15 protein-coding genes are annotated in these 19,750 nt (G+C 66.6%); 3 read left to right on the top strand and 12 right to left on the bottom strand.

What is annotated here, in order from left to right:
• Nucleotides 1-6 precede the first annotated feature (6 nt).
• Nucleotides 7-1,551, top strand: coding sequence for an aminotransferase class I/II-fold pyridoxal phosphate-dependent enzyme (locus tag ACPUD7_RS03755; RefSeq protein ID WP_425119176.1), 1,545 nt, complete (start codon nucleotides 7-9; stop codon nucleotides 1,549-1,551).
• A gap of 108 nt (nucleotides 1,552-1,659) precedes the next feature.
• Here the strand turns inward: ACPUD7_RS03755 and purU are convergent, their stop codons facing one another.
• From purU to glyA, 7 genes are read right to left on the bottom strand one after another with little or no spacing between them, the layout of a single operon-like run.
• A complete protein-coding gene (gene purU, locus ACPUD7_RS03750) occupies nucleotides 1,660-2,514 on the bottom strand; it encodes a formyltetrahydrofolate deformylase (protein ID WP_425119175.1) in 855 nt (284 codons plus the stop codon).
• Between the two features lie 44 nt (nucleotides 2,515-2,558).
• Nucleotides 2,559-4,028: an L-serine ammonia-lyase gene (locus tag ACPUD7_RS03745; protein WP_425119174.1), complete on the bottom strand. Its 1,470-nt coding sequence runs from the start codon at nucleotides 4,026-4,028 to the stop codon at nucleotides 2,559-2,561.
• Nucleotides 4,028-4,765 carry a sarcosine oxidase subunit gamma gene (locus ACPUD7_RS03740; RefSeq protein ID WP_425119172.1) on the bottom strand — a complete coding sequence of 246 codons (738 nt, stop codon included), beginning with the start codon at nucleotides 4,763-4,765 and terminating at the stop codon, nucleotides 4,028-4,030. The genes ACPUD7_RS03745 and ACPUD7_RS03740 overlap by 1 nt, the downstream gene beginning before the upstream one ends.
• A complete protein-coding gene (locus ACPUD7_RS03735) occupies nucleotides 4,758-7,733 on the bottom strand; it encodes a 2Fe-2S iron-sulfur cluster-binding protein (RefSeq protein ID WP_425119171.1) in 2,976 nt (991 codons plus the stop codon). The genes ACPUD7_RS03740 and ACPUD7_RS03735 overlap by 8 nt, the downstream gene beginning before the upstream one ends.
• Nucleotides 7,730-8,026, bottom strand: a complete 297-nt coding sequence (locus ACPUD7_RS03730; protein ID WP_135537587.1) for a sarcosine oxidase subunit delta — start codon at nucleotides 8,024-8,026, stop codon at nucleotides 7,730-7,732. Before ACPUD7_RS03730 ends, ACPUD7_RS03735 begins: the two co-directional genes overlap by 4 nt.
• 26 nt (nucleotides 8,027-8,052) lie before the next feature.
• Nucleotides 8,053-9,270 (bottom strand): sarcosine oxidase subunit beta family protein, encoded by a 1,218-nt coding sequence (locus ACPUD7_RS03725; protein WP_135537588.1) that lies wholly within the window; start codon nucleotides 9,268-9,270, stop codon nucleotides 8,053-8,055.
• Entirely contained in the window at nucleotides 9,270-10,649 is a 1,380-nt protein-coding gene (gene glyA, locus ACPUD7_RS03720) for a serine hydroxymethyltransferase (RefSeq protein ID WP_135537589.1), read from the bottom strand. The genes ACPUD7_RS03725 and glyA overlap by 1 nt, the downstream gene beginning before the upstream one ends.
• Nucleotides 10,650-10,785: 136 nt before the next feature.
• Here glyA and ACPUD7_RS03715 point away from each other — a divergent pair, with 136 nt between their 5' ends.
• A complete protein-coding gene (locus ACPUD7_RS03715; RefSeq protein WP_135537590.1) occupies nucleotides 10,786-11,448 on the top strand; it encodes a GntR family transcriptional regulator in 663 nt (220 codons plus the stop codon).
• Between the two features lie 168 nt (nucleotides 11,449-11,616).
• Entirely contained in the window at nucleotides 11,617-12,738 is a 1,122-nt protein-coding gene (locus tag ACPUD7_RS03710) for a hypothetical protein (protein ID WP_425119169.1), read from the top strand.
• Between the two features lie 20 nt (nucleotides 12,739-12,758).
• Here the strand turns inward: ACPUD7_RS03710 and ACPUD7_RS03705 are convergent, their stop codons facing one another.
• The 5 genes from ACPUD7_RS03705 to ACPUD7_RS03685 form a co-directional block, all read right to left on the bottom strand.
• Entirely contained in the window at nucleotides 12,759-13,451 is a 693-nt protein-coding gene (locus tag ACPUD7_RS03705) for an IclR family transcriptional regulator (protein WP_135537592.1), read from the bottom strand.
• Nucleotides 13,452-13,479: 28 nt separating this feature from the next.
• On the bottom strand, nucleotides 13,480-14,733 hold the full coding sequence (locus tag ACPUD7_RS03700; RefSeq protein WP_425119168.1) for an aminopeptidase P family protein: 1,254 nt from the start codon (nucleotides 14,731-14,733) through the stop codon (nucleotides 13,480-13,482).
• A gap of 67 nt (nucleotides 14,734-14,800) precedes the next feature.
• Nucleotides 14,801-16,150 carry an MFS transporter gene (locus ACPUD7_RS03695; protein WP_135537856.1) on the bottom strand — a complete coding sequence of 450 codons (1,350 nt, stop codon included), beginning with the start codon at nucleotides 16,148-16,150 and terminating at the stop codon, nucleotides 14,801-14,803.
• Nucleotides 16,151-16,373: 223 nt separating this feature from the next.
• Nucleotides 16,374-18,761, bottom strand: coding sequence for a cytochrome b/b6 domain-containing protein (locus tag ACPUD7_RS03690; RefSeq protein ID WP_425119166.1), 2,388 nt, complete (start codon nucleotides 18,759-18,761; stop codon nucleotides 16,374-16,376).
• 1 nt (nucleotide 18,762) lies between these two features.
• Nucleotides 18,763-19,743, bottom strand: a complete 981-nt coding sequence (locus ACPUD7_RS03685) for an electron transfer flavoprotein subunit alpha/FixB family protein (protein ID WP_425119164.1) — start codon at nucleotides 19,741-19,743, stop codon at nucleotides 18,763-18,765.
• Between the last annotated feature and the right edge of the window lie 7 nt (nucleotides 19,744-19,750).

Genomic DNA, 19,750 nt, shown 5'->3' with positions numbered 1-19,750 from the left:
AGTTCCATGCGCACCGATTCCCAGCTCTCCGAACTGCCCTCCGGCACCGTGGCCCACATCGACCCGCGCCAGCACGAGGCCCCGTACGCGGATGCCCTCCGCGCCCTGGCCGCCCAGGACTGGCAGCGTCTTCACGTCCCGGCTCATCAGGGCTCGGGCGCACATGCCCCGGGCCTGGCGGACATTGTCGGTGAGAGCGGCATGAGCATCGACTTCCCGATGCTCTTCAGCGGCATCGATCAGCAGAGTTGGCGGATGATCGATCACGATCGCCGGACTCCGATCGCGGCCGCCCAGAAGCTCGCCGCCGAGGCCTGGGGAGCCTCGCGCAGCTGGTTCATCACGAACGGCGCTTCCGGCGGCAACCACATCGCCACCACCGTCGTGCGCGGGCTGGGACGAGAGTTCGTGCTCCAGCGCAGCGTCCACTCCTCCGTCATCGACGGCATCATCCACGCCGAGCTGCGCCCGCATTTCGTCCACCCCCGGGTCGACGCCGGTCTCGGGTCCTCCCACGGCGTCACCGTCGCCCAGGTCGAGTCCGCACTCCGGCAGCACCCCGACAGCTCCGCCGTCTATCTGGTCTCTCCGAGCTACTTCGGTGCCGTGGCCGATATCGCCGCCATCGCCGAGGCGGCCCACTCCCACGATGTCCCGCTCATCGTCGATGAGGCCTGGGGCTCCCACTTCGGCATGCACCCGGATCTGCCGGTCAACGCGGTCCGCCTCGGCGCCGACCTCGTCATCTCGAGCACGCACAAGGGTGCGGGTTCGCTGGCCCAGTCCGCGATGATCCACCTCGGCCACTCCCGGCACGCCCGCCGCATCGACGGTCTCGTCGATCGGGTCGTGAAGTCCTACCAGTCGACCTCGAGCAGCTCTCTGCTGCTGGCTTCGCTCGACGAGGCCAGACGCCATCTGGTCACCCGCCCCGAGGCGATCGGCGCGGCCCTGGACACCGCCGCGGAGCTGCGCTCCCGGGTGAAGAGCGACACCCGCTTCCGTGATGCCACGCCCGATATCCTCGGCGGACACGATGCGATCGACCACGATCCGTTCAAGGTCGTCATCGACACCCGCGGCGCCGGAATCACGGGTGCCGAGGCCCAGTACCGGCTCATCCGCGACCACCGCATCTACTGCGAACTCGCAACCCCCTCGGCGCTGCTCCTGCTCATCGGTGCCACCTCGCCGGTCGACGTCGAACGGTTCTGGTCCGCCCTGCAGGCGCTGCCGCGATCGGAGTCCGAGCCGGAGCGTCCGATCGTCGTCCCCGGCAGCTGCGTCAAGCGCATGGAGATCAGCCAGGCGCATTTCGCGGACTCACAGGTCGTGGACTCCGCCGAGGCCATCGGTCAGGTCTCGGCCGACGCCCTGGCCGCTTATCCGCCCGGAGTGCCCAATGTGCTGCCCGGGGAAGTCCTCAGCGCCGAGGTGGTCTCCTTCCTCCGCATGACCGCGGCCGCACCGTCGGGATACGTCCGCGGCGCCCAGGACTCACGGATGGACACCTTCCGGGTCGTGAGCGATCGCTCCCGGGCCCGAGCCTGAAGCACCGAGGGGACCACTTGGTGTCGACCGGACCAGGCGCAACCCGCTCGCTCGAAGCCAAGTGGTCCGCTCGGCGAAGCGGGCTCGCGCCCCGCACTCAGCGCAGACTCAGCGCAGAACCACCGTCCTCTTGCCCGAGAGGAAGACACGGCCGTCGCAATGCCACTTCACGGCATTGGACAGCGCCTTGCATTCGGCGTCGCGGCCGGCAGCGACGAGATCCTCGGGGGCGAAGGAATGGTCGACCTCGACGAGCTGCTGGGCGATGATCGGCCCCTCATCGAGCTCGCTGTTGACGAAGTGCGCGGTCGCTCCGACGGTCTTGACCCCGCGCTCCCACGCCTGGTGGTAGGGCTTGGCGCCCTTGAACGAAGGCAGGAACGAGTGGTGGATGTTGATCGCGCGTCCGGTGAGCTCGCGGGCGAGATCATCGGAGAGGATCTGCATATAGCGGGCGAGCACCACGAGGTCGACTTCGAAGCGGTCGACGAGTTCGAGCAGCTTCGCCTCGGCCGCCGGTTTCGTCTCCTTCGTCACTGGGATCCGGAAGAACGGGATGTGATGCCATTCGACGAGTTCACGGTGGTCGGGGTGGTTCGACACGACGGCGGCGATCTCGATCGGCAGCTCGCCGACGCGGGCGCGGAAGAGCAGATCGTTGAGGCAGTGCTCGAACTTCGAGACCATGATGAGCACCCGTCGCTTCTCGCCCTGCGGCCACAGCTGCCAGGTCGCCCCGAACTCCTCGCCGATCGCCGCGAAGTCGGTCCGCAGCGCCTCGATCCCGTTGCCCGGCTCCTCGGAGACGCGGAAGTCGATGCGCAGGAACAGCTGCTGCGTCGACTGGTCATCGAACTGTTTGAACTCCTTGATGTCCCCGCCGTGGGTGAGCAGCGCACCGGTCACCGCATGGGTGATACCGGGACGCTCGGCGCATTCGAGAGTGAAGATGAAGTCCTGCATGTCTCTTTCCTTCTGCAGTCGGGGTTCGGCTGGATCGCGGCCGCTCAGCATTCGACGACGTTGACGGCGAGGCCACCGCGCGATGTCTCCTTGTACTTGGATTTCATATCGGCTCCAGTCTGCCGCATGGTTTCGATCGCCTGGTCGAGGCTCACTCGATGCGAGCCGTCGCCGTGCATGGCGAGCCTCGCGGCGTTGATCGCCTTCACCGAGGCGATGGCATTGCGTTCGATGCAGGGGACCTGCACGAGTCCGCCGACCGGATCGCACGTGAGTCCGAGGTTGTGCTCGAGACCGATCTCGGCGGCGTTCTCCACCTGCTCCGGCGTCCCGCCGAGCACGGCGCACAGGCCCGCGGCAGCCATCGCACAGGCCGACCCGACCTCCCCCTGACAGCCCACCTCGGCGCCGGAGATCGAGGCATTGCGTTTGAACAGGATCCCGATCGCCCCGGCCGTGAGCAGGAACTCGACGACCGCGTCGTCGCTCGCCGCACCGGGATCACCGGGGGCGTCGTCATCGACGGCTCCCTCGCAACCCGGCCCGTCCCCGATGACGAACCGGTCCATGTAGTGGAGCACCGCGGGGATGATACCCGCCGCCCCGTTCGTCGGGGCGGTGACGATGCGCCCGCCCGAGGCGTTCTCCTCATTGACGGCCAGGGCATAGAGATTCACCCATTCGAGGGCATCGAGGGAACCCGAGGCACGGTATTCGGCGGCCTCGAGCGTCGATCGCAGCTGCGGGGCCCGCCGCCCCACTTTGAGACCGCCGGGCAGGGTCGTCTCCGTGCGTGTGCACCCGTTGTGCACGCATTCGCGCATCACCGCCCAGATGTCGAGCAGCTGTTTGCGCAGCAGCTCGTCGTCCTGGCGCTGACGTTCGTTGACCGCCATCAGCTCGGCGATGCTCAGCTGGTGCGCACGGCACTGTGCGACAAGCTCATCGGCCGTGGAGAACTCGATGGCGTCCCCGTCCCGACCATGCCCGTCCCGATCGTCCGCGACTGTGTCGATCGCCTCGGCGGCCTCCTTCTCCGCGGCGAGCTCCTCAGCAGTGACGACGAATCCCCCGCCCACCGAGTAGCACTCGCGCTCGATGAGCCCACCGTCGACCTCGGCGCTGATCCGCATCCCGTTGGGATGGCCGGGCAGCGATTCGCGCAGGTGCAGGGTGAGGTCGGTCTGTGCGTCGAAGGGCACGGACATTCGCCCGCCGAGGTGGAGCGTGCCCTTCTCACGCACCTCGGCGACCAGCGGTCCCACCGAATCCGGGTCGAGGGTCTCGGGTTCCAATCCGCTCAGTCCCGCGAGCACGGCGGAATCCGAACCGTGTCCGATTCCCGTCGCTCCGAGCGAGCCGTAGAGTCCGACCCGGATCGCTTCGACGCGGCCGAGCAGCCCTGCGGCCTCGAGTTCCCGGACGAAGCGCACCGCCGCTCGCATCGGCCCCACCGTGTGCGAGGAGGAGGGGCCGATGCCGATGGAGAACAGGTCGAGGACCCCGAGCGCCATCAGCCGGTCCTCTCCGCTGTCACGCCGCGGTCGGCACCGGTCGCACCGTCGGCACCGTCGCCGAGGAACTCCGCCATGCCGTCGAGCAGCCAGCGGACCAGGTAGTCGGCGAAGCTCGCGCGCGGGTAGACGCGGTAGGTCTCCTCCGAGGAGTGGTGGAGGATGACCGGCACGGGGCCCAGCTGGGTGACGATCGCGGTGCCGATTCCGAAGGCGCGCGGGTGGAGGTCGGCGCGACAGCTCTTCTCGAGCACCTCGCGAGCTCTCCCACCGGAGAGTTCGAGGATCGTGCGGTTGGCCGAGAGGTCGACGGCCTGTCCGGGTAGCCCTTCGAGGCCCGCCTCGGCGACGAGGGTCTCCCCCGGCTGCTGCCGGCGGGAGACGTCGACGGCGAGGAATTCGTCGGGGCTCAGCCACAGGATGTGCAGCCCTGCACTGTCGCCGGTGACCTCGCCGACCCGGCGGGGCAGCGGCAGACCGAAGGCGTCTTCGAGCACTCGCCCCGAGGCTGAGTCGGGTTCGGCTCGGGCACCGAGCTGGACGGCGAACGGCAGTTCGCGCAGGGCCACGGCTCGGCCCCCAGCGGCCGATGCCTGAGCCATCTCGTCGGCCAGGTGAGCCGCCGGGGAGATGCGCAGGTCCTCGAGCGAACCGGCATCGGTGCGGTCGCGAACCGTTTGGGCAGCACTCCCCTGAGCAGTGCGGGCGGTGTCGGTGGAATAGGTGGTGTCAGCCATCGCGGCGGTTTCCTTCCGGGTCGTAGAAGACGGGCGAGGTGATCTCGACGTCGACGAGGGTGTCGCCGAACGGGGATTTCACGATCTCGCCTTCGCGGTTGCGGCCGTTCTCGACGAGGGCGAGTCCGAAGGGACGGTCGAGGCTGGGCGAGATGTAGGAGGAGGTGACGTGGCCGATCATCGGCACGGGTCCCTCGTCCGGCGTCACCGGCGTGGCCGAGGTGATGAGCTGTGCCCCCTCGGCCAGACGCGTGGTTCCGTCGACGGGCAGCACGCCCACGAGGTGCTTGCGGTCCTCCCGGGCCGTGTCGACACGGGAATAGGAGCGTTTGCCGATGAAGTCCTTGAACTTCGAGACGATCCATTCCATGCCGGCGTCGGCCGGGGTCACGGTGCCGTCGGTGTCCTGGCCGACGATGATGAAGCCCTTCTCGGCGCGCAGCACGTGCATGACCTCGGTGCCGTAGGGGGTGATGTCGAACTCGGCCCCCGCCTCGGCGACGGCCTCCCAGACGGCGAGCCCGTAGAACGTGTCGACGTTGATCTCGAAGGCGAGCTCACCGGAGAACGAGATCCGGCAGATCCGTGCGGGGATGCCGTTCGCCAGCGTCGTCTCCCGGAAGCCCATGAACTCGAAGGCCTCGTTCGACACTTCGAGGTTGGGGGCGAGTTTGGCGATGACCTCACGCGACCGGGGGCCGGCCACGGCGACGGTCGCCCACTGTTCGGTCACCGAGGTGAAGACGACGTCGAGTTCGGGCCACTCGGTCTGGTGCCATTCCTCGAGCCATTCGAGGACGGTCGCCGCCCCGCCGGACGTCGTCGTCATGTAGTAGTGGTCCTCGGCCACGCGCAGGGTCACGCCGTCGTCGAAGATCATCCCGTCGGGCTTGCACATCAGCCCGTAGCGGCCCTTGCCGACCTTCAGCTTCTTGAACCCATTCGTGTAGATCCGACCGAGGAACTCTCCGGCATCCGTGCCGCGGATCTCGATCTTGCCGAGCGTCGAGGCGTCTTGGAAGCCGACGGATTCGCGCACGGCCTTGCCCTCGCGCAGCACCGCCGCGTCCATGTCCTCACCCGGCTTCGGGTAGTACCAGGGACGCTTCCACTGTCCGACGTCCTCGAACTCGGCGCCGTGGGCGACATGCCAGGAGTGGATCGACGTGATGCGGGCCGGGTCGAACAGCTCGCCCTTGCGACGTCCGGCCAGAGCGGCGAACGGGACGGGGGCGAAGGGAGCACGGAAGGTCGTGTGACCGACCTGTCCGAGGTCCGCGGCTTCGCCCAGCACCGAGGCGATCGCGCCGATCGCGTTGACCGCCGAGGTCTTGCCCTGGTCGTTCGCCGTCGAGATCGAGGTGTAGCGCTTGATGTGCTCGACCGAGCGCATCCCCGCATTCATCGCCCGCTGGACGTCGGCGACGGTCTGATCGCGCTGGAAGTCGATGAAATGCGTGGTCAGAGCCGTGTGATCGTCCTTCGCCGAGGTGACCAGCCACAGCGGGCGGGCCGGGGCGCAGGCCATCGGCGCGGCGGCCGGAACGTTGAGTTCGATGGGGAAACCGGTGCGGTCGGCTGCGGCATTGCCGGCTTCGGCCCCCTGCCTGAGGGCCGCTTCGAGCGAGTAGTCGCCGTTGATCGCTCCTGCCGTGGACTGGTTCGGCACGGGGGCCGTCGGGACGAAGGCGGCGATGTCGGCTCGCCAGTGGATCGGGCCCTTGCGCTGGCCGTGGAGGTGGATGACCGGTGAGTGTCCGCCGCTGACGGCGAGCAGATCGACGGCGATGTCCTCACCATCGTCCTCTGCGACACCGTCCTCGTCGAGACCGGAGACCGTGATCGCACTGATCCGTCCCGCCGGGCCCTCACCTGCGGTGCCGCTGACGGCGGAGCCGAGGATGAGTCGTACGCCCGTCTCCTCGCTCACGCGCTTCGCCGCCGCCGAGGCGGTTGTCCGGGAGTCGATGACCGCGGGGATGTCGATGCCGGCTGCATGCAGGTCCGCGACGAGCTCGTAGGCGGAGTCGTTCGTCGTGGCCACGGCGATCGAGTCACCGGCGGCGACTCCGTAGCGGTTGAGGTAGGTGCGCACCGCCGTGGCGAGCATGATGCCGGGGCGGTCGTTGTCGGCGAAGACGATCGGACGATCATGGGCACCGGTGGCGAGCACGACCTGTCCGGCTCGAATGTGCCAGACGCGCTGGCGGGTGCCGGGGCGGGCCGATGCGGTGCCTGTGCTGTCCGGATCTCCGGCCCCGTCGGCGCCGACGAGCTCGACGGTGCGGTCTTCGAGGGCGACGAAATAGTTCGAGTCGTAGCTGCCGAAGACCGTGGTGTTCGGCACGCAGCTCAGTTCCTCGTCCTCGGCGAATCCGGCGAGGGTGGTCTCGATCCACTCGACGGGGTCCTGTCCGTCGATGGTCTCCGCGGCCGAGCTGCCCGAGGAGGGCGTCGATGCCGACAGCAGCGATCCGCCGGGGGCGGGACCATCATCGAGCAGCAGTGTCCGGGCACCGGATCTGCCTGCCTCACGGGCCGCGGCCAGGCCTGCCGGTCCCGCTCCGACGACGAGGACATCGGTGTGGACGTGCTTGTGTTCGTAGACGAGCTCGTCCTGGCCGGGGTCGAGGATGCCCAGACCCGCGAGGTATTCGGCTTCGAGCCCCTCGGTGATGGCGACGCGTGTGGCCGGCAGCATCGATTCGGAGACGTCCCCGGGGACGCGGGCCTTGACGCGCACCAGAGCGTTCGACTCTTCGATGCCTGCGCCGAGGATTCCGCGGGCCCGCGACAGGTAGGTGGAGTTGCCGCAGTCGACGCGGCCGGCGGCGATGAGGGCGCTGGCGATGGTGTCTCCGGCGAAGCCCGAATAGGACTGTCCGTCGACGGTGAAGGAGATCGGGCGGCTGCGATCGATGCCGCGGGCTCCGGCGATCCGGGTGTCGGTCAAGCGTGGGTCTGTCATTGTCCGGCCTCGCCTTCGAGTGTTGTCGGTCGGTTATCGCCCATCGGGTAGACGGCGATGAAGTCATAGGTCACGGTGTCGCGGACGGCGTTGAACCATTTGCGGCAGCCTGCGCTGTGGCTCCACATCTCCGCGTAGGCACCGCGGTCGTTGTCGCGGTAGAAGAGGTATTCGGCCCACTCCCTGTCGCTCAGGGCGTGTGGGTCGGCGGGGTAGGGCACGTGGGCCTGACCGCCGTAGTGGAATTCGGTTTCGTCGCGCGGCCCGCAGTTCGGGCAGTCGATGAGAAGCATGTCGGTCCTTTCCGTCTCGTATCGGCTCAGTGGGCCACGGCGGCAGCGCCGTGCTCGTCGATGAGGTGGCCGGTCTCGAAGCGGTCGAGTGCGTAGGGGGCGTTGAGCGGGTGGGGTTCGTCGTTCGCGATGGTGTGGGCGAAGGTGAGACCTGCCGCCGGAGTTCCCTTGAAGCCTCCGGTGCCCCAGCCGCAGTTGGCGTAGAGTCCTTCGACTTCGGTCTTCGACACGATCGGCGAAGCATCGAGGGTGACGTCGACGTTTCCGCCCCAGGTGCGCAGCACATGGGCTCGGGAGAAGATCGGGAACAGTTCGACCGCGGCGGCCAGCTGCTCCTCGATGACGTGGAAGCCGCCTCGTTGGCCGTAGCCGTTGTATTGATCGACTCCGGCGCCCATGACGAGTTCGCCCTTGTGCGCCTGGGAGACGTAGACGTGGACGTGGTTGGACATGACGACGGTCGGGTGCACGGGTTCGAAGAGCTCGGAGACCAGGGCCTGGAGCGGGTGGGACTGGATGGGCAGGCGGATGCCGGCCATCTCGGCGAGCACCGAGGAGTCTCCGGCCACGCACAGGGCGACCTTCTCGGTGGCGATCGGCCCGCGGGTGGTCTGGACTCCGACGACCTTGTCGCCGATGCGCTCGATATCGGTGACTTCGCAGTTCTGGATGATGTCGACGCCCATCTCATCGCATTTGCGGGCGAAGGCCCAGGCGACGTGGTCGTGCTTGGCGATGCCGGCGCGCGGCTGGAAGGTCGCGCCCATGACCGGGTAGCGCAGGTCGTCGCCGATGTTGATGATGGGGCAGACTTCCTTGACCTGTTTGGGGTCGAGCCATTCGGCGTCGACGCCGTTGAGGACGTTGGCGTTGACCCGTCTCTGGGATTCGCGGACGTCCTGGAGGGTGTGGGCGAGGTTGAGCACACCGCGCTGGGAGAAGAGGAAGTCGTAGTCGAGCTCTTCGGGCAGCTGTTCCCACAGCTTGAGTGACTTCTCGTAGATCGCGGCCGATTCGTCCCACAGGTAGTTCGAGCGGATGATCGTCGTGTTCCGGGCCATGTTGCCCCCGGCGAGCCATCCGCGTTCGAGGATCGCGATGTTTCTCATGCCGTGGTTCTTCGCCAGGTAGTACGCGGTGGCCAGTCCGTGTCCGCCCCCGCCGACGATGACGGCCTCATAGGACTTCTTCGGTTCCGGATTGCGCCACAGGAAGTCTGGGTGCTCGGGTAGCTGGTCAGCCATCAGCGTGCTCCGATCTCTGAGATGGTGGGGTAGAGCGGGTGGTCGTTCGCGAGTCGGGTGACCCGGCGGCTCAGTTCGGCAATGGTCTCGGGGCTCGCGCCGCCTTCGGTCGCACCGGCTTTGAGCACTTCGGCGATGATGTCGGTCACCTCGGCGAAGGCAGCGGATCCGAAGCCGCGGCTGGCCAGGGCCGGGGTGCCGATCCGCAGCCCCGAGGTGACCATCGGCGGGCGGGGATCGTCGGGCACGGCATTGCGGTTGACGGTGATGCCGATGGCGGCGAGCAGGTCTTCGGCCTGGGCGCCGTCGAGGACGGACTCTCTCAGATCGACGAGGACGAGGTGGACGTCGGTGCCGCCGGTGAGGACCGCGATGCCGCGCTCGGCGACATCGTCTTCGGTCAGGCGGCGCGCGAGTTCCGAGGCTCCGGCCAGGGTCCGTCTCTGCTTGTCGGCGAAGGTGTCGGTGGCAGCCAGGCCGAAGGCCACGGCCTTGCCGGCGATGACGTGTTCCAGCGGTCCTCCCTGCTGGCCGGGGAAGACAGCGGAGTTGATCTTCTTCGCAATGTCGGCCTCATTGGTGAGGATGATGCCGCCGCGGGGACCGCCGAGGGTCTTGTGCGTCGTCGAGGACACGACGTGGGCGTGCGGGACCGGTGAGGGGTGGAGGCCAGCGGCGACGAGACCGGCGAAGTGGGCCATGTCGACCATGAGGTAGGCGCCGACGGCATCGGCGATGCGGCGGAACTCGGCGAAGTCGAGCTGCCGGGTGTACGCCGACCAGCCGGCGACGATGAGCTTCGGCTCGTGCTCGTTGGCGAGTCGTTCGACCTCGGCCATGTCGACGCGTCCGGTCTCTTCGTCGAGGCCGTACGGGACGATCGAGTAGAGGCGACCGGAGAAGTTGATCTTCATTCCGTGGGTGAGGTGGCCGCCGTGGGCGAGGTTGAGGCCGAGCACGGTGTCGCCGGGACGGATGAGGGCGTGCATGACCGCGGCGTTGGCCTGGGCGCCGGAGTGCGGCTGGACGTTGGCGTACTCGGCGCCGAAGAGGGCCTTGACCCGATCGATGGCGATGCGTTCGATCTCGTCGACGTGTTCGCAGCCGCCGTAGTAGCGGCGTCCCGGGTAGCCCTCGGCGTACTTGTTCGTGAGCACCGATCCCTGTGCGGCCATGACCGCTGCGGCGGTGTGGTTCTCCGAGGCGATCATCTCAAGCCCCTCACGCTGCCGGGCCAGTTCGGCGTCGATGAAGCCCGCGATCTCGGGATCGAGTTCGGCGATCGCTGTGCTCAGTTCGACAGGCTCACGACTGGGGAAGACGGACTCCGGGGTCGCCTCGGCGAGGCTGTCAGGACGGGAGACGAGCTGCTCTGTCATGGATCTCCTTCGATCTGTGGCGATCAGACCTCGGCGTCTGATCGGCAACTAATATATCAGCTGTGTTCCTGTAGTCTATGCAGAGGAATCCGCTCAGTGCAACAGATTCGCCAGCACTTTCTTCAGGAGTCACCCCATGGCCACGCCCGCCGACGCGACGTCACCGACGCCGACTCTGGCGAATCGCGCCTATGAGATCCTTCGCCACCGGCTCATCATGCTCGACATCGGCCCCGGCGACCCGATCAACGAGGCGGCACTGAGCGCGGAACTCGAAGTCGGCCGCACCCCCATCCGCGAGGCCCTCAAGCGACTCGAGCGCGACCACCTCGTCGTGTCCTACCCGCGCCGGGGGACCTTCGCGACCAATGTCGATCTCACGGATCTGGCGACGATCTCCGAAATGCGGGAGGCTCTCGAGCCGATCGCGGCCAGACGGGCCGCACGCAGCCTCACCCCCGAGCGACGCCAGGACTTCACCGCAGCGATCTCCGACCTCAGGGCCCTCGGCTCGACCGACGAGCAGCGCACGCTCATGGAACGCGACCTCGAGGTCCATCGCCTCATCTACAGCTCAGTCGACAATCCGCACCTGTCCGAGACGCTCATTCGGCTCGATGATCTGGCCACCCGCATCTGGTGCCTCGTCATCCCTGGGATCCCCGATCTCATCGGCCACATCCGCGAGCACATCGATCTGCTCGAGGCGATCCTCGACGGCGATGAGGAATCGGTTGCCGCCCGTGCCGCCGAGCACGTCCGCGAGTTCGACAAGACCGTCCGCTCCACCCTGGGCTGAGCCCTCACCGAGGCGGAACCGACTCCAGTCGGAGGGGATCGATCCGCGTCGCACCCTCTCCGCCCGTTGACGCATCGGAGCTGCGGCACTAACGTTTGTCCAGGTGATATATCAGTTGTCGATCTGATGATCGGCGATCGCTCCATCCCTCAAAGAAGAAGGACTTCCATGACTGACACCTCTGCTGCCGCCCATCTGGCCACGACCGAGAAGACCAGCATCCTGCGCGTCATCACCTATGCGGGGGCGATCATCGCGTTCCTCATCGGCTCGGGCTTCGCGACCGGTCAGGAGATCCTCCAGTACTACGCGTCCTACGGATTCTGGGGTGTCTTCGGCACGGGCCTGCTCGTCCTCGTGCTCATCTCCTACGTCGCTGTCGAATTCTTCCTCACCGGCCGCCGCGAGCAGTTCGAGAAACCCTCGGGAGTCTTCTACCACTACTGCGGCAGGTACCTCGGCACGTTCTTCGACTTCTTCTCGATCCTGTTCGTCTTCCTGAGCTTCACGGTCATGATCTCCGGCGCCGGAGCAGTTTTCGAGGAGTACTACGGTCTGTCGAAGTACATCGGCGGTGTCGCCCTGGCCGCCGCCGTCGGACTCACGGTGTGGTTCGGGCTGACGAGCCTCGTCGATGTCATCGGAAAGATCGGACCCGTCATCGTCGTCGTGGCGATCGCTCTGGGCGTCTACGGCATCATGCGCGACCCGGAGGGGATCTCGACCGGGAATGCGATCCTTCCGAGCCTCGATGTCACGCAGGCCTCGTCGAACTGGTTCCTGGCGGGCCTGTCATACGTCGGCTTCTGCATGCTCTGGCTCGCGGCCTTCCTCTCAGCACTGGGCAAGACAGTGAAGAACCGTCGTGAAGCCACCGGCGGAGCACTCCTCGGCGGAATCGCGTTCTCGGCCGCGTGCATGGTCGTCGGCCTCGGACTGCTGGCGAACATCGAACAGGTCTACGATGCGGAGATCCCGATGCTCGTCCTCGCCGGCGACCTCGGCCCCTGGGTCGGCGCGCTCATCTCGGCGATGATCCTCGCCGGCATCTACACCACGGCCATTCCCCTGCTGTGGACGGTTTCTGCACGGTTCTTCGATGACAAGACGAAGAAGTTCAAGTACCTCACGATCGCCCTCGCGGCCCTCGGCACGATCGTCGGCCTGGTCCTACCGTTCTCGCAGATGGTCAACATCGTCTATGTCATCAACGGCTATGTCGGGATCGTGCTCCTCGCACTCATGATCATCCGCACGATCAGACATCTCACTGCCCGCAGCAGTCACTGACCTCACCGAGGTGATGCGACTCAACCGCCTCCCAGACGTCGGGTGATGGCGTCTGCCGCATGCACGCAGGCCTCACCGAGGTCTGCGATCCGGGCGGTATCTGCCCGGAATTTCGGCGCCGCGATGAGTACGGCCGCAACGACCTCTCCGCGATGATCGCGCACGGCCGCGGCCACCCCGACCTCGTGCGGGGAGGTCTCGGCGTCGTTGAGTGCGAAGCCGACGTCCCAGGTCGCCTCCTCGCCGCTCTCTGCGGCGAGGAAGACCTGGACCGATGCGCTCTGCTCGGTCCGATAGCGCGAGCCCAGCGTCGAGGTGTGTTTGACCGGCTGCGGACTCGGAATCTGTTCGACGGTGATCGCTTCGGACCCGTCCCAGACCATGAGGGCGCTCGTCTCTCCGGTCCTCTGCGTGAGGTCCTGCAGGATGGGATAGGCCGCTCGTCTCACATCCAGGTCCGCCAGCAGGGGACCGGCGATCGCAATGATTCCGAGTCCTAACCGGTATCGCCGTGATGCCCCCTGTTCGACGATGCCCTCCTGCTCGAGCGATGCGAGGATGCGAGACACCGTACTCTTGTGCAGCCCCACGCGCGGTGCGATCTCGGTGACACCGAGCTCCTGTCGATCCGGTGCGAAGCAGCGCAGGATGGCGACGGTGTTCTCGATGACCGAGGCACCACGGCGTGGATTGTCGGGCGATTGTCGGGACATAGTGTGAGTATATTCGCCCCCCGAGGGATCAGGCCGGGATGATGTTGTGCTCGGGCCCGAACGGGAACTTCGTGATGTCTTCGGACTCGTTCTCGCCGACGATGACAATGTCGTGTTCACGGTATCCGCCGGCGCCGGGCTGCCCCTCGGGGACGGTGATCATCGGCTCCATGGAAACGACCATGCCCGGTTCGATGACCGTGTCGATGTCCTCACGCAGCTCGAGCCCGGCCTCCCGACCGTAGTAGTGGCTGAGCACACCGAAGGAATGCCCATATCCGAACGTCCGGTTGGCCAGCAGCCCGTGCTCGATATAGATCTCGTTGAGTTCGGCAGCGATGTCCTTGCACACCGCCCCTGGTTTGATGAGTTCGAGGCCGCGCTGATGCACCTCGACGTTGACGTTCCACAGCTGAAGTGATCGCTCATCGGGTTCACCGTAGAAGAGCGTCCTCTCCAGCGCTGTGTAGTAGCCCGAGGGCATCGGGAAGCAGTTGAGGCTGAGGATATCGCCCTTGCGGATCTTCCGTGTCGTCGCCCAGTTGTGCGCGCCGTCGGTGTTGATTCCGGACTGGAACCACACCCAGGTGTCTCGCACCTCTTGGTCCGGGAAGGTCTTCGCGATCTCATGGACCATCGCTTCGGTGCCGATGAGAGCGACCTCGTACTCGCTGATGCCCTCGGTGATCGCGGCCTTGATCGCCTCACCGCCGAGGTCGCCGATCCGAGCACTGTGCTTGATGACCTCGATCTCTTCGGCCGATTTGATCATCCGCTGGCGCATGGCCGCCTGTGCGACGTCGACGAGCTCGGCATCGGGGAAGGCCGCTTGGATTCGGTTGCGGTTGTCCAACGGCAGGTTGTCGTCTTCGACGCCGAGTCGGCGAGGATTGCCGATGCCGCGCTGGCGCAGACCCTCCTGGATTGCGTAGTAGTAGTTGTCGCGGCGCCAGTCAGTGTAGACGATGTTCTCGCCGTAGCTCGTCCGCCACGGCATTCCGGCGTCGATGTTCGCAGTGATGGTCACCGTGTCATCGGCGGTGACGACCATCGCATAGGACCGTCCGAAGTAGGTGAAGAGGAAGTCCGAGTAGTACTTGATGTTGTGATACGAGGTGAGGACTACTGCGTCGAGCTCTTTCTCCGCCATGATCGCACGCAGGCCGGTCAGCCGCCGCTCCATCTCCGCATCGGAGAAGGTCAACGGCGTCTTGGCCCCGTTGTGGAGGACCTTGAGGCGGTCGAGGTCGGCGACGGAGGTGGTGTCGGCAAAAGTGGTCATTGATTTCTCCTGTTCCTTGGGCACGGTTGCACACTTGGTCCAACCGTGAGGGTGATTCTGCGCAGGTTCAGACTTCGCGCAGGGGTTTGTGGAAGGTCTCCTTGGCGCAGACGACGGCGCCGAGACAGATGGCGGCCGCAGCCATGAGATACCAGCCGGGGGCCAGGTTCGAATCGGTCAGACCGATGAGCAGTGTCGCCATGAAGGGGGCGGTGCCGCCGAACAGCGCGTTCGAGACGTTGAAGCTCACCGCGAAGCCGGTGTATCGGATCCTCGTCGGGAACATCTCGGCAAGGAAGCTGGGAAGCGTCCCGTCGTTGAGCGTGAGCATCGCGCCGAGTCCGACCTCGACGAGGATGACGACGGTGAAGCTGCCGGCGTCGAGAAGCATGAAGGCGGGAACCGTGAGGACGATGAAGGCAATGGAGGCGATGGTGAGCATCCGCTTGCGACCGAACCGGTCCGAGGCCAGCCCGGTGAGCAGGATGAAGCCGATGTAGGTCACGAGCGCGATGGTCGTGGCGATGAATGACTCGGTCGCCGCGTAGCCGAGTTCGGTTGTCAGGTACGTGGGCATGTAGGTGAGGACGACGTAGAACCCGACCGCGTTGAGCAGAACCGCGCACATCGCGATGAGGAGCGGTCGCCAGTAGTCGCGGAACATCGCAAAGACGGGCGCCTTGATGACCTCGTCCTGCTGTGCGAGTTCGCGGAACGCCGGTGTGTCTTCGAGCCGAGTGCGGATGTAGCGGCCGATCAGCCCCATGGGCGCGGCGAGGAAGAACGGCAGTCTCCAGCCCCAGCTCTCCAGCTGGCCATCGCTGAGCGTGGCCGAAAGCACCGCCGCGAGCACAGAGCCCAGCAGCAGCCCCGTCGCGGTGCTGGCAGGCACCACGGCCGCATAGAGCCCGCGGCGGCGAGGAGGGGCGTATTCGACGAGGAACGCCGAAGCGCCTGCATATTCGCCGGCGGCCGAGAAGCCCTGCACGAGGCGGACGATGAGCAGCAGAACCGGGGCGAAGAAGCCTGCCATGGCATAGCTGGGCAGGAGCCCGATCGCGAAGGTCGCGACGGACATGATGAGGATCGAGATCGACAGTGCCGAACGTCGCCCGATCTTGTCACCGATGTGCCCCCAGATGAAACCGCCGATGGGACGGACGACGAAGGAGACGGCGAAGACCGCGAAGGTCGACAGCAGAGCGAGGTTGCCCTCGGAAGCGGGGAAGAAGACGAGCGCGATGGTGGTCGCAAAGTATCCGTAGACGCCGTAGTCGAACCATTCGACGAAGTTGCCGACGAAGCTTGCGGAGACGACGCGCCGCAGGGTGCGCTTCTGTTCGAGCGTGGGCTGGGCGGGTGAAGACCCTTCGGTCTTCGCCGCATCATTGTCCTCTGGAGCGAGGTCGGACTTCATTGTCTTCTCCATCGTCGTGAACGGTGACGCTTCGACCATGTTGCATTCTTTACAACGTGGTTGCATTTAAGGCTATTGTGTCACCGGTCCCCGGTCAAGAGATTTTTCCCGGCAATGCGCAGAAGGCATGCGAAAGGCCCCGCCGGATCGAATGTCCGACGGGGCCTTTCGCCTGTGAGTCCCGGCCCTCCGGTGCCGCGGCACCGGAATCGGGCGCTTCCGCCTACCTGCTCGAGACGCGCCCGAAGAGGTTCGCGATCGGTGCCAGCAGCAGCGGCCTGGCCGCGAACCACCCGGCCACAACCACGACCATGGCCACGATGAACCAGATCAGTCCGGCCCATCCGACCACGTCGGTTCCCGCGAACATGTAGCCGAGGTTCTGTCGCAGTCCGGTCGTGAACACGAGGAACACGTGGACGAGGATGAAGAACACGAAGAACAGCATCGTCGGGAAGTGGATCGCCCGAGCCAGCGGCGCCGGGTAGATCTTGTTCAGCGTCGAAGCGTCCTTCGGCCACCATTCGCTCATGCGCACGCCCGTGATCGCTGCCAGAGGCGCGGCGATGAACACGACGATGAAGTACATGAGCTGTTGGAGCGCGTTGTAGTTGACCCACGCGTCTTCCATCGGCCATTCCATCGTCGCGTACTGCAGCATCGCCGACAGAGCATTCGGGAACACTTCCCAACTGGTCGGCACGATGCGCGCCCAGTGTCCGGAGACGAAGAGCAGCACCACGAAGACGACACCGTTGGCCAACCACAGCAGGTCGAGACCCGTGTGCAGCCAGAGGTTGATGCTGACCTTCTTCCCGCCCTTCTTCGGGGTGTAGAACGCCGGCGGCTTCTGCTGATGGCGCACCTGCAGACCCGAGCGGATGATGAGCACCATGAAGAAGATGTTGAGGAAGTGCGTCCACCGCACCCAGCCCGGGAAGCCCGGATCAACGAAGTCCGGGATGTGGTATTCGCCCGGGTAGCGTTCGAGGAACTCGGGCACGCCCGGCAGAGTCGTGACTCCGCGCGCGGCGAGGATGAGGATTCCGGCCACGACGATGAGTCCGCCGAGCCCCAGCCCGACGAGCTTGGACCACTGTCCCAGCGACTTCGAACCGATCATGACCGGTTCCTTCTTCGCTGCAGGCTTCGCCGAGGCAGTACTGGCCGAACCAGAAGACGCGGCCTTCGCAGCCGGTGCCGATTTTGCGGCCGGCTTGTCCGCGGTGCGTGCCGCAGACTGCTCCGACGACTTCGCGGCGGGCTTGGCCATCGGCTTGCGCTGCGTGGTTTTGGCCGTGGCCTTGGCTGCTGGCTTGCCCATGGGTTGGCGCTGCGCGGGCTTCTTCTCGGTCGCGTCGGAGGACTTCTCCGAACTCGCCGAGGCGGCTCCCGCTGCGGCGGCACCCGCACCGGCGGCGGCTCCCGCACCTGCGGCGGCCGCACCGGCGCCTACGCCGCCGATGCCGGTGCGTCGGCCCTGGGGCTTCTTCTCGCCCGATTCGTCACCGGGGGTCGGCTTCGAGTCCTGCTTCGTTTCAGCGGTCGACTGCGCATCATCGGCAGGCTTGTCTGCCTGAGCCGATGCGGTGTCGGTCGAGGGCGAATCTGCCGCGTCTCCCGGTGCCGAAGCGGAGGCTGGCTGCCCGGCTCCGGCAGTCTTCACTGCCGTTGCGGGGGCAAAGCCTTCCGGCGGCCAGGGGTCTCCCCCGGCGGTGCGGGGGAGTCCGCGGCGCAGCGGAACGTCCGAGAGCTCTCCGGAGCCCGAACCGCTCGCGGCGGCTGCGGCAGCTGCAGGAGCCGCGGACGACGACTCGGAGGCGGAATCGGCTGACGTGTCAGCTGAAGCGGTTTCGGCAGAGTCGGCCTGCGTTGCGGTGTCGTCCGCGGCCCGGTCGACGGGCGCAGCCGCTGCCGGAGCAGCGGCGCCGGCGGACGTGCCTCCTGCGGCCTTGACCCCGGCAGGCGCAAAGCCTTCCGGCGGCCAGGGCTCTCCGCCTTCGACACGGGGCAGACCACGACGCAGCGGAACCTCGCTCGCGGCCGCAGGTGCAGCCTCGGCGGCAGGTTCAGCGGTAGGTTCGTCCGACGATTCGGCTTCGACCGATTCGGTTTCTGCGCCGGTCGCAGCGGCGGCTCCGGCACCAGCGGTCGCAGCGGCTGCAGCCGGAGCTGCGGACGCCGACTCTTCGGTCGGCTCGTCGGCTTCTTCGGTCGGTTCATCGCTCGGGGTCTCAGCCTCGACGTCCGAGTCGGCAGCGGGTGCCGCAGACGCGCCGGTGGCTTTCACTCCGGCAGGAGCGAGGCCCTCCGGTGGCCATGGTTCGCCGCCTTCGACGCGTGGCAGACCACGACGCAGCGGAACCTCGACGGACTCAGCGGCAGTCGACTCAGCGGCCACCGGCTCAGCGGCAGTCTGCTCAACGTCGGTCGTCTCGGGCTCGGCCGCCTCGGCGGGGGAACCTTCATCCAGTTCCTCCGACTCGGACGTCGCCGCGATCCACGATGCGCCCTCTTCCAAGGGCTCACCGACGGTGCCCTCCGGGGGCCAGGGGTCACCACCTTCGACCCGGGGCAGGCCCGAGCGCAGTGAACTGGAATAGGTCGCCATATCAGGACTTGTTTTCGTTCAGTGTTTCGATCGCCTGCGGAACGACCTTGAACAGGTCGCCCACGACGCCGAAGTCGGCGATGTCGAAGATCGGAGCTTCGGCATCCTTGTTGACCGCGACGATGGTCTTCGATGTCTGCATTCCGGCCTTGTGCTGGATCGCGCCCGAGATGCCCAGTGCCACATAGAGCTGCGGGGACACGGAGACACCGGTCTGGCCGACCTGATGCGACTGTGCGATGTAACCGGCGTCGACGGCCGCACGCGAAGCACCGACAGCGGCACCGAGGACGTCGGCGAATTCGCCGACGAGTTCGAACGACTCTTCCGAGCCGACGCCGCGACCGCCGGAGACGACCTTCTGCGCACCGCGCAGTTCGGGCCGCGAGGAGGTCTCGACGATGGCTTCGAACGAATCGATCGAGGCGGCACGCTTACCGGAATCGGCGACCTCGAGGGCCTGCGTGTTCTCAGGCTGGGCTTCCGCACGGGTCTCGATCGCACCGAGGCGCACCGTGATGACGGGAGCGCCGAAGGTCGGAGCCGACGAGGCGGTGTAGCCGCCGCCGTAGACAGAGTGATCGGCCACGATGCCTTCGGAGTCGCGCTCGACGCCGATCGCGTCGACGGACACGGCCGAACCGCTGCGCACTGCGAAGCGGCCGGCGATATCGCGGCCGTCAAGGGTGTTGGGCACGAGCACGGCGTCGGGGGCGGTGAGCTCGGCGGCCGAAGCGACAGCATCGACGGCGGAGTTGCCGAGGTTGCCCTCGGCGACTTCTGCGGTCAGAGTCGCTGTGGCACCGAGTTCGGCGGCCTTCTGCGCCGCGGCATCGGCACCGCCGGAAGCGGAGAGGACGAGCGCGACGGGCGAGCCGATCTCAGAGGCGCCGCCGAGCAGTTCGGCGGCCGGCTTCTCCAGCTGGCCTTCGGCATCGGCGGTGAGGACGACGAGAATGGAGTCCTGCGGGAATTCTGACATGACGATT

The organism is Brevibacterium sp. FAM 24630 (genome assembly GCF_049804075.1).
Taxonomy (GTDB): Bacteria; Actinomycetota; Actinomycetes; order Actinomycetales; family Brevibacteriaceae; genus Brevibacterium.
This window is presented reverse-complemented; position numbering and strand designations above follow the sequence as displayed.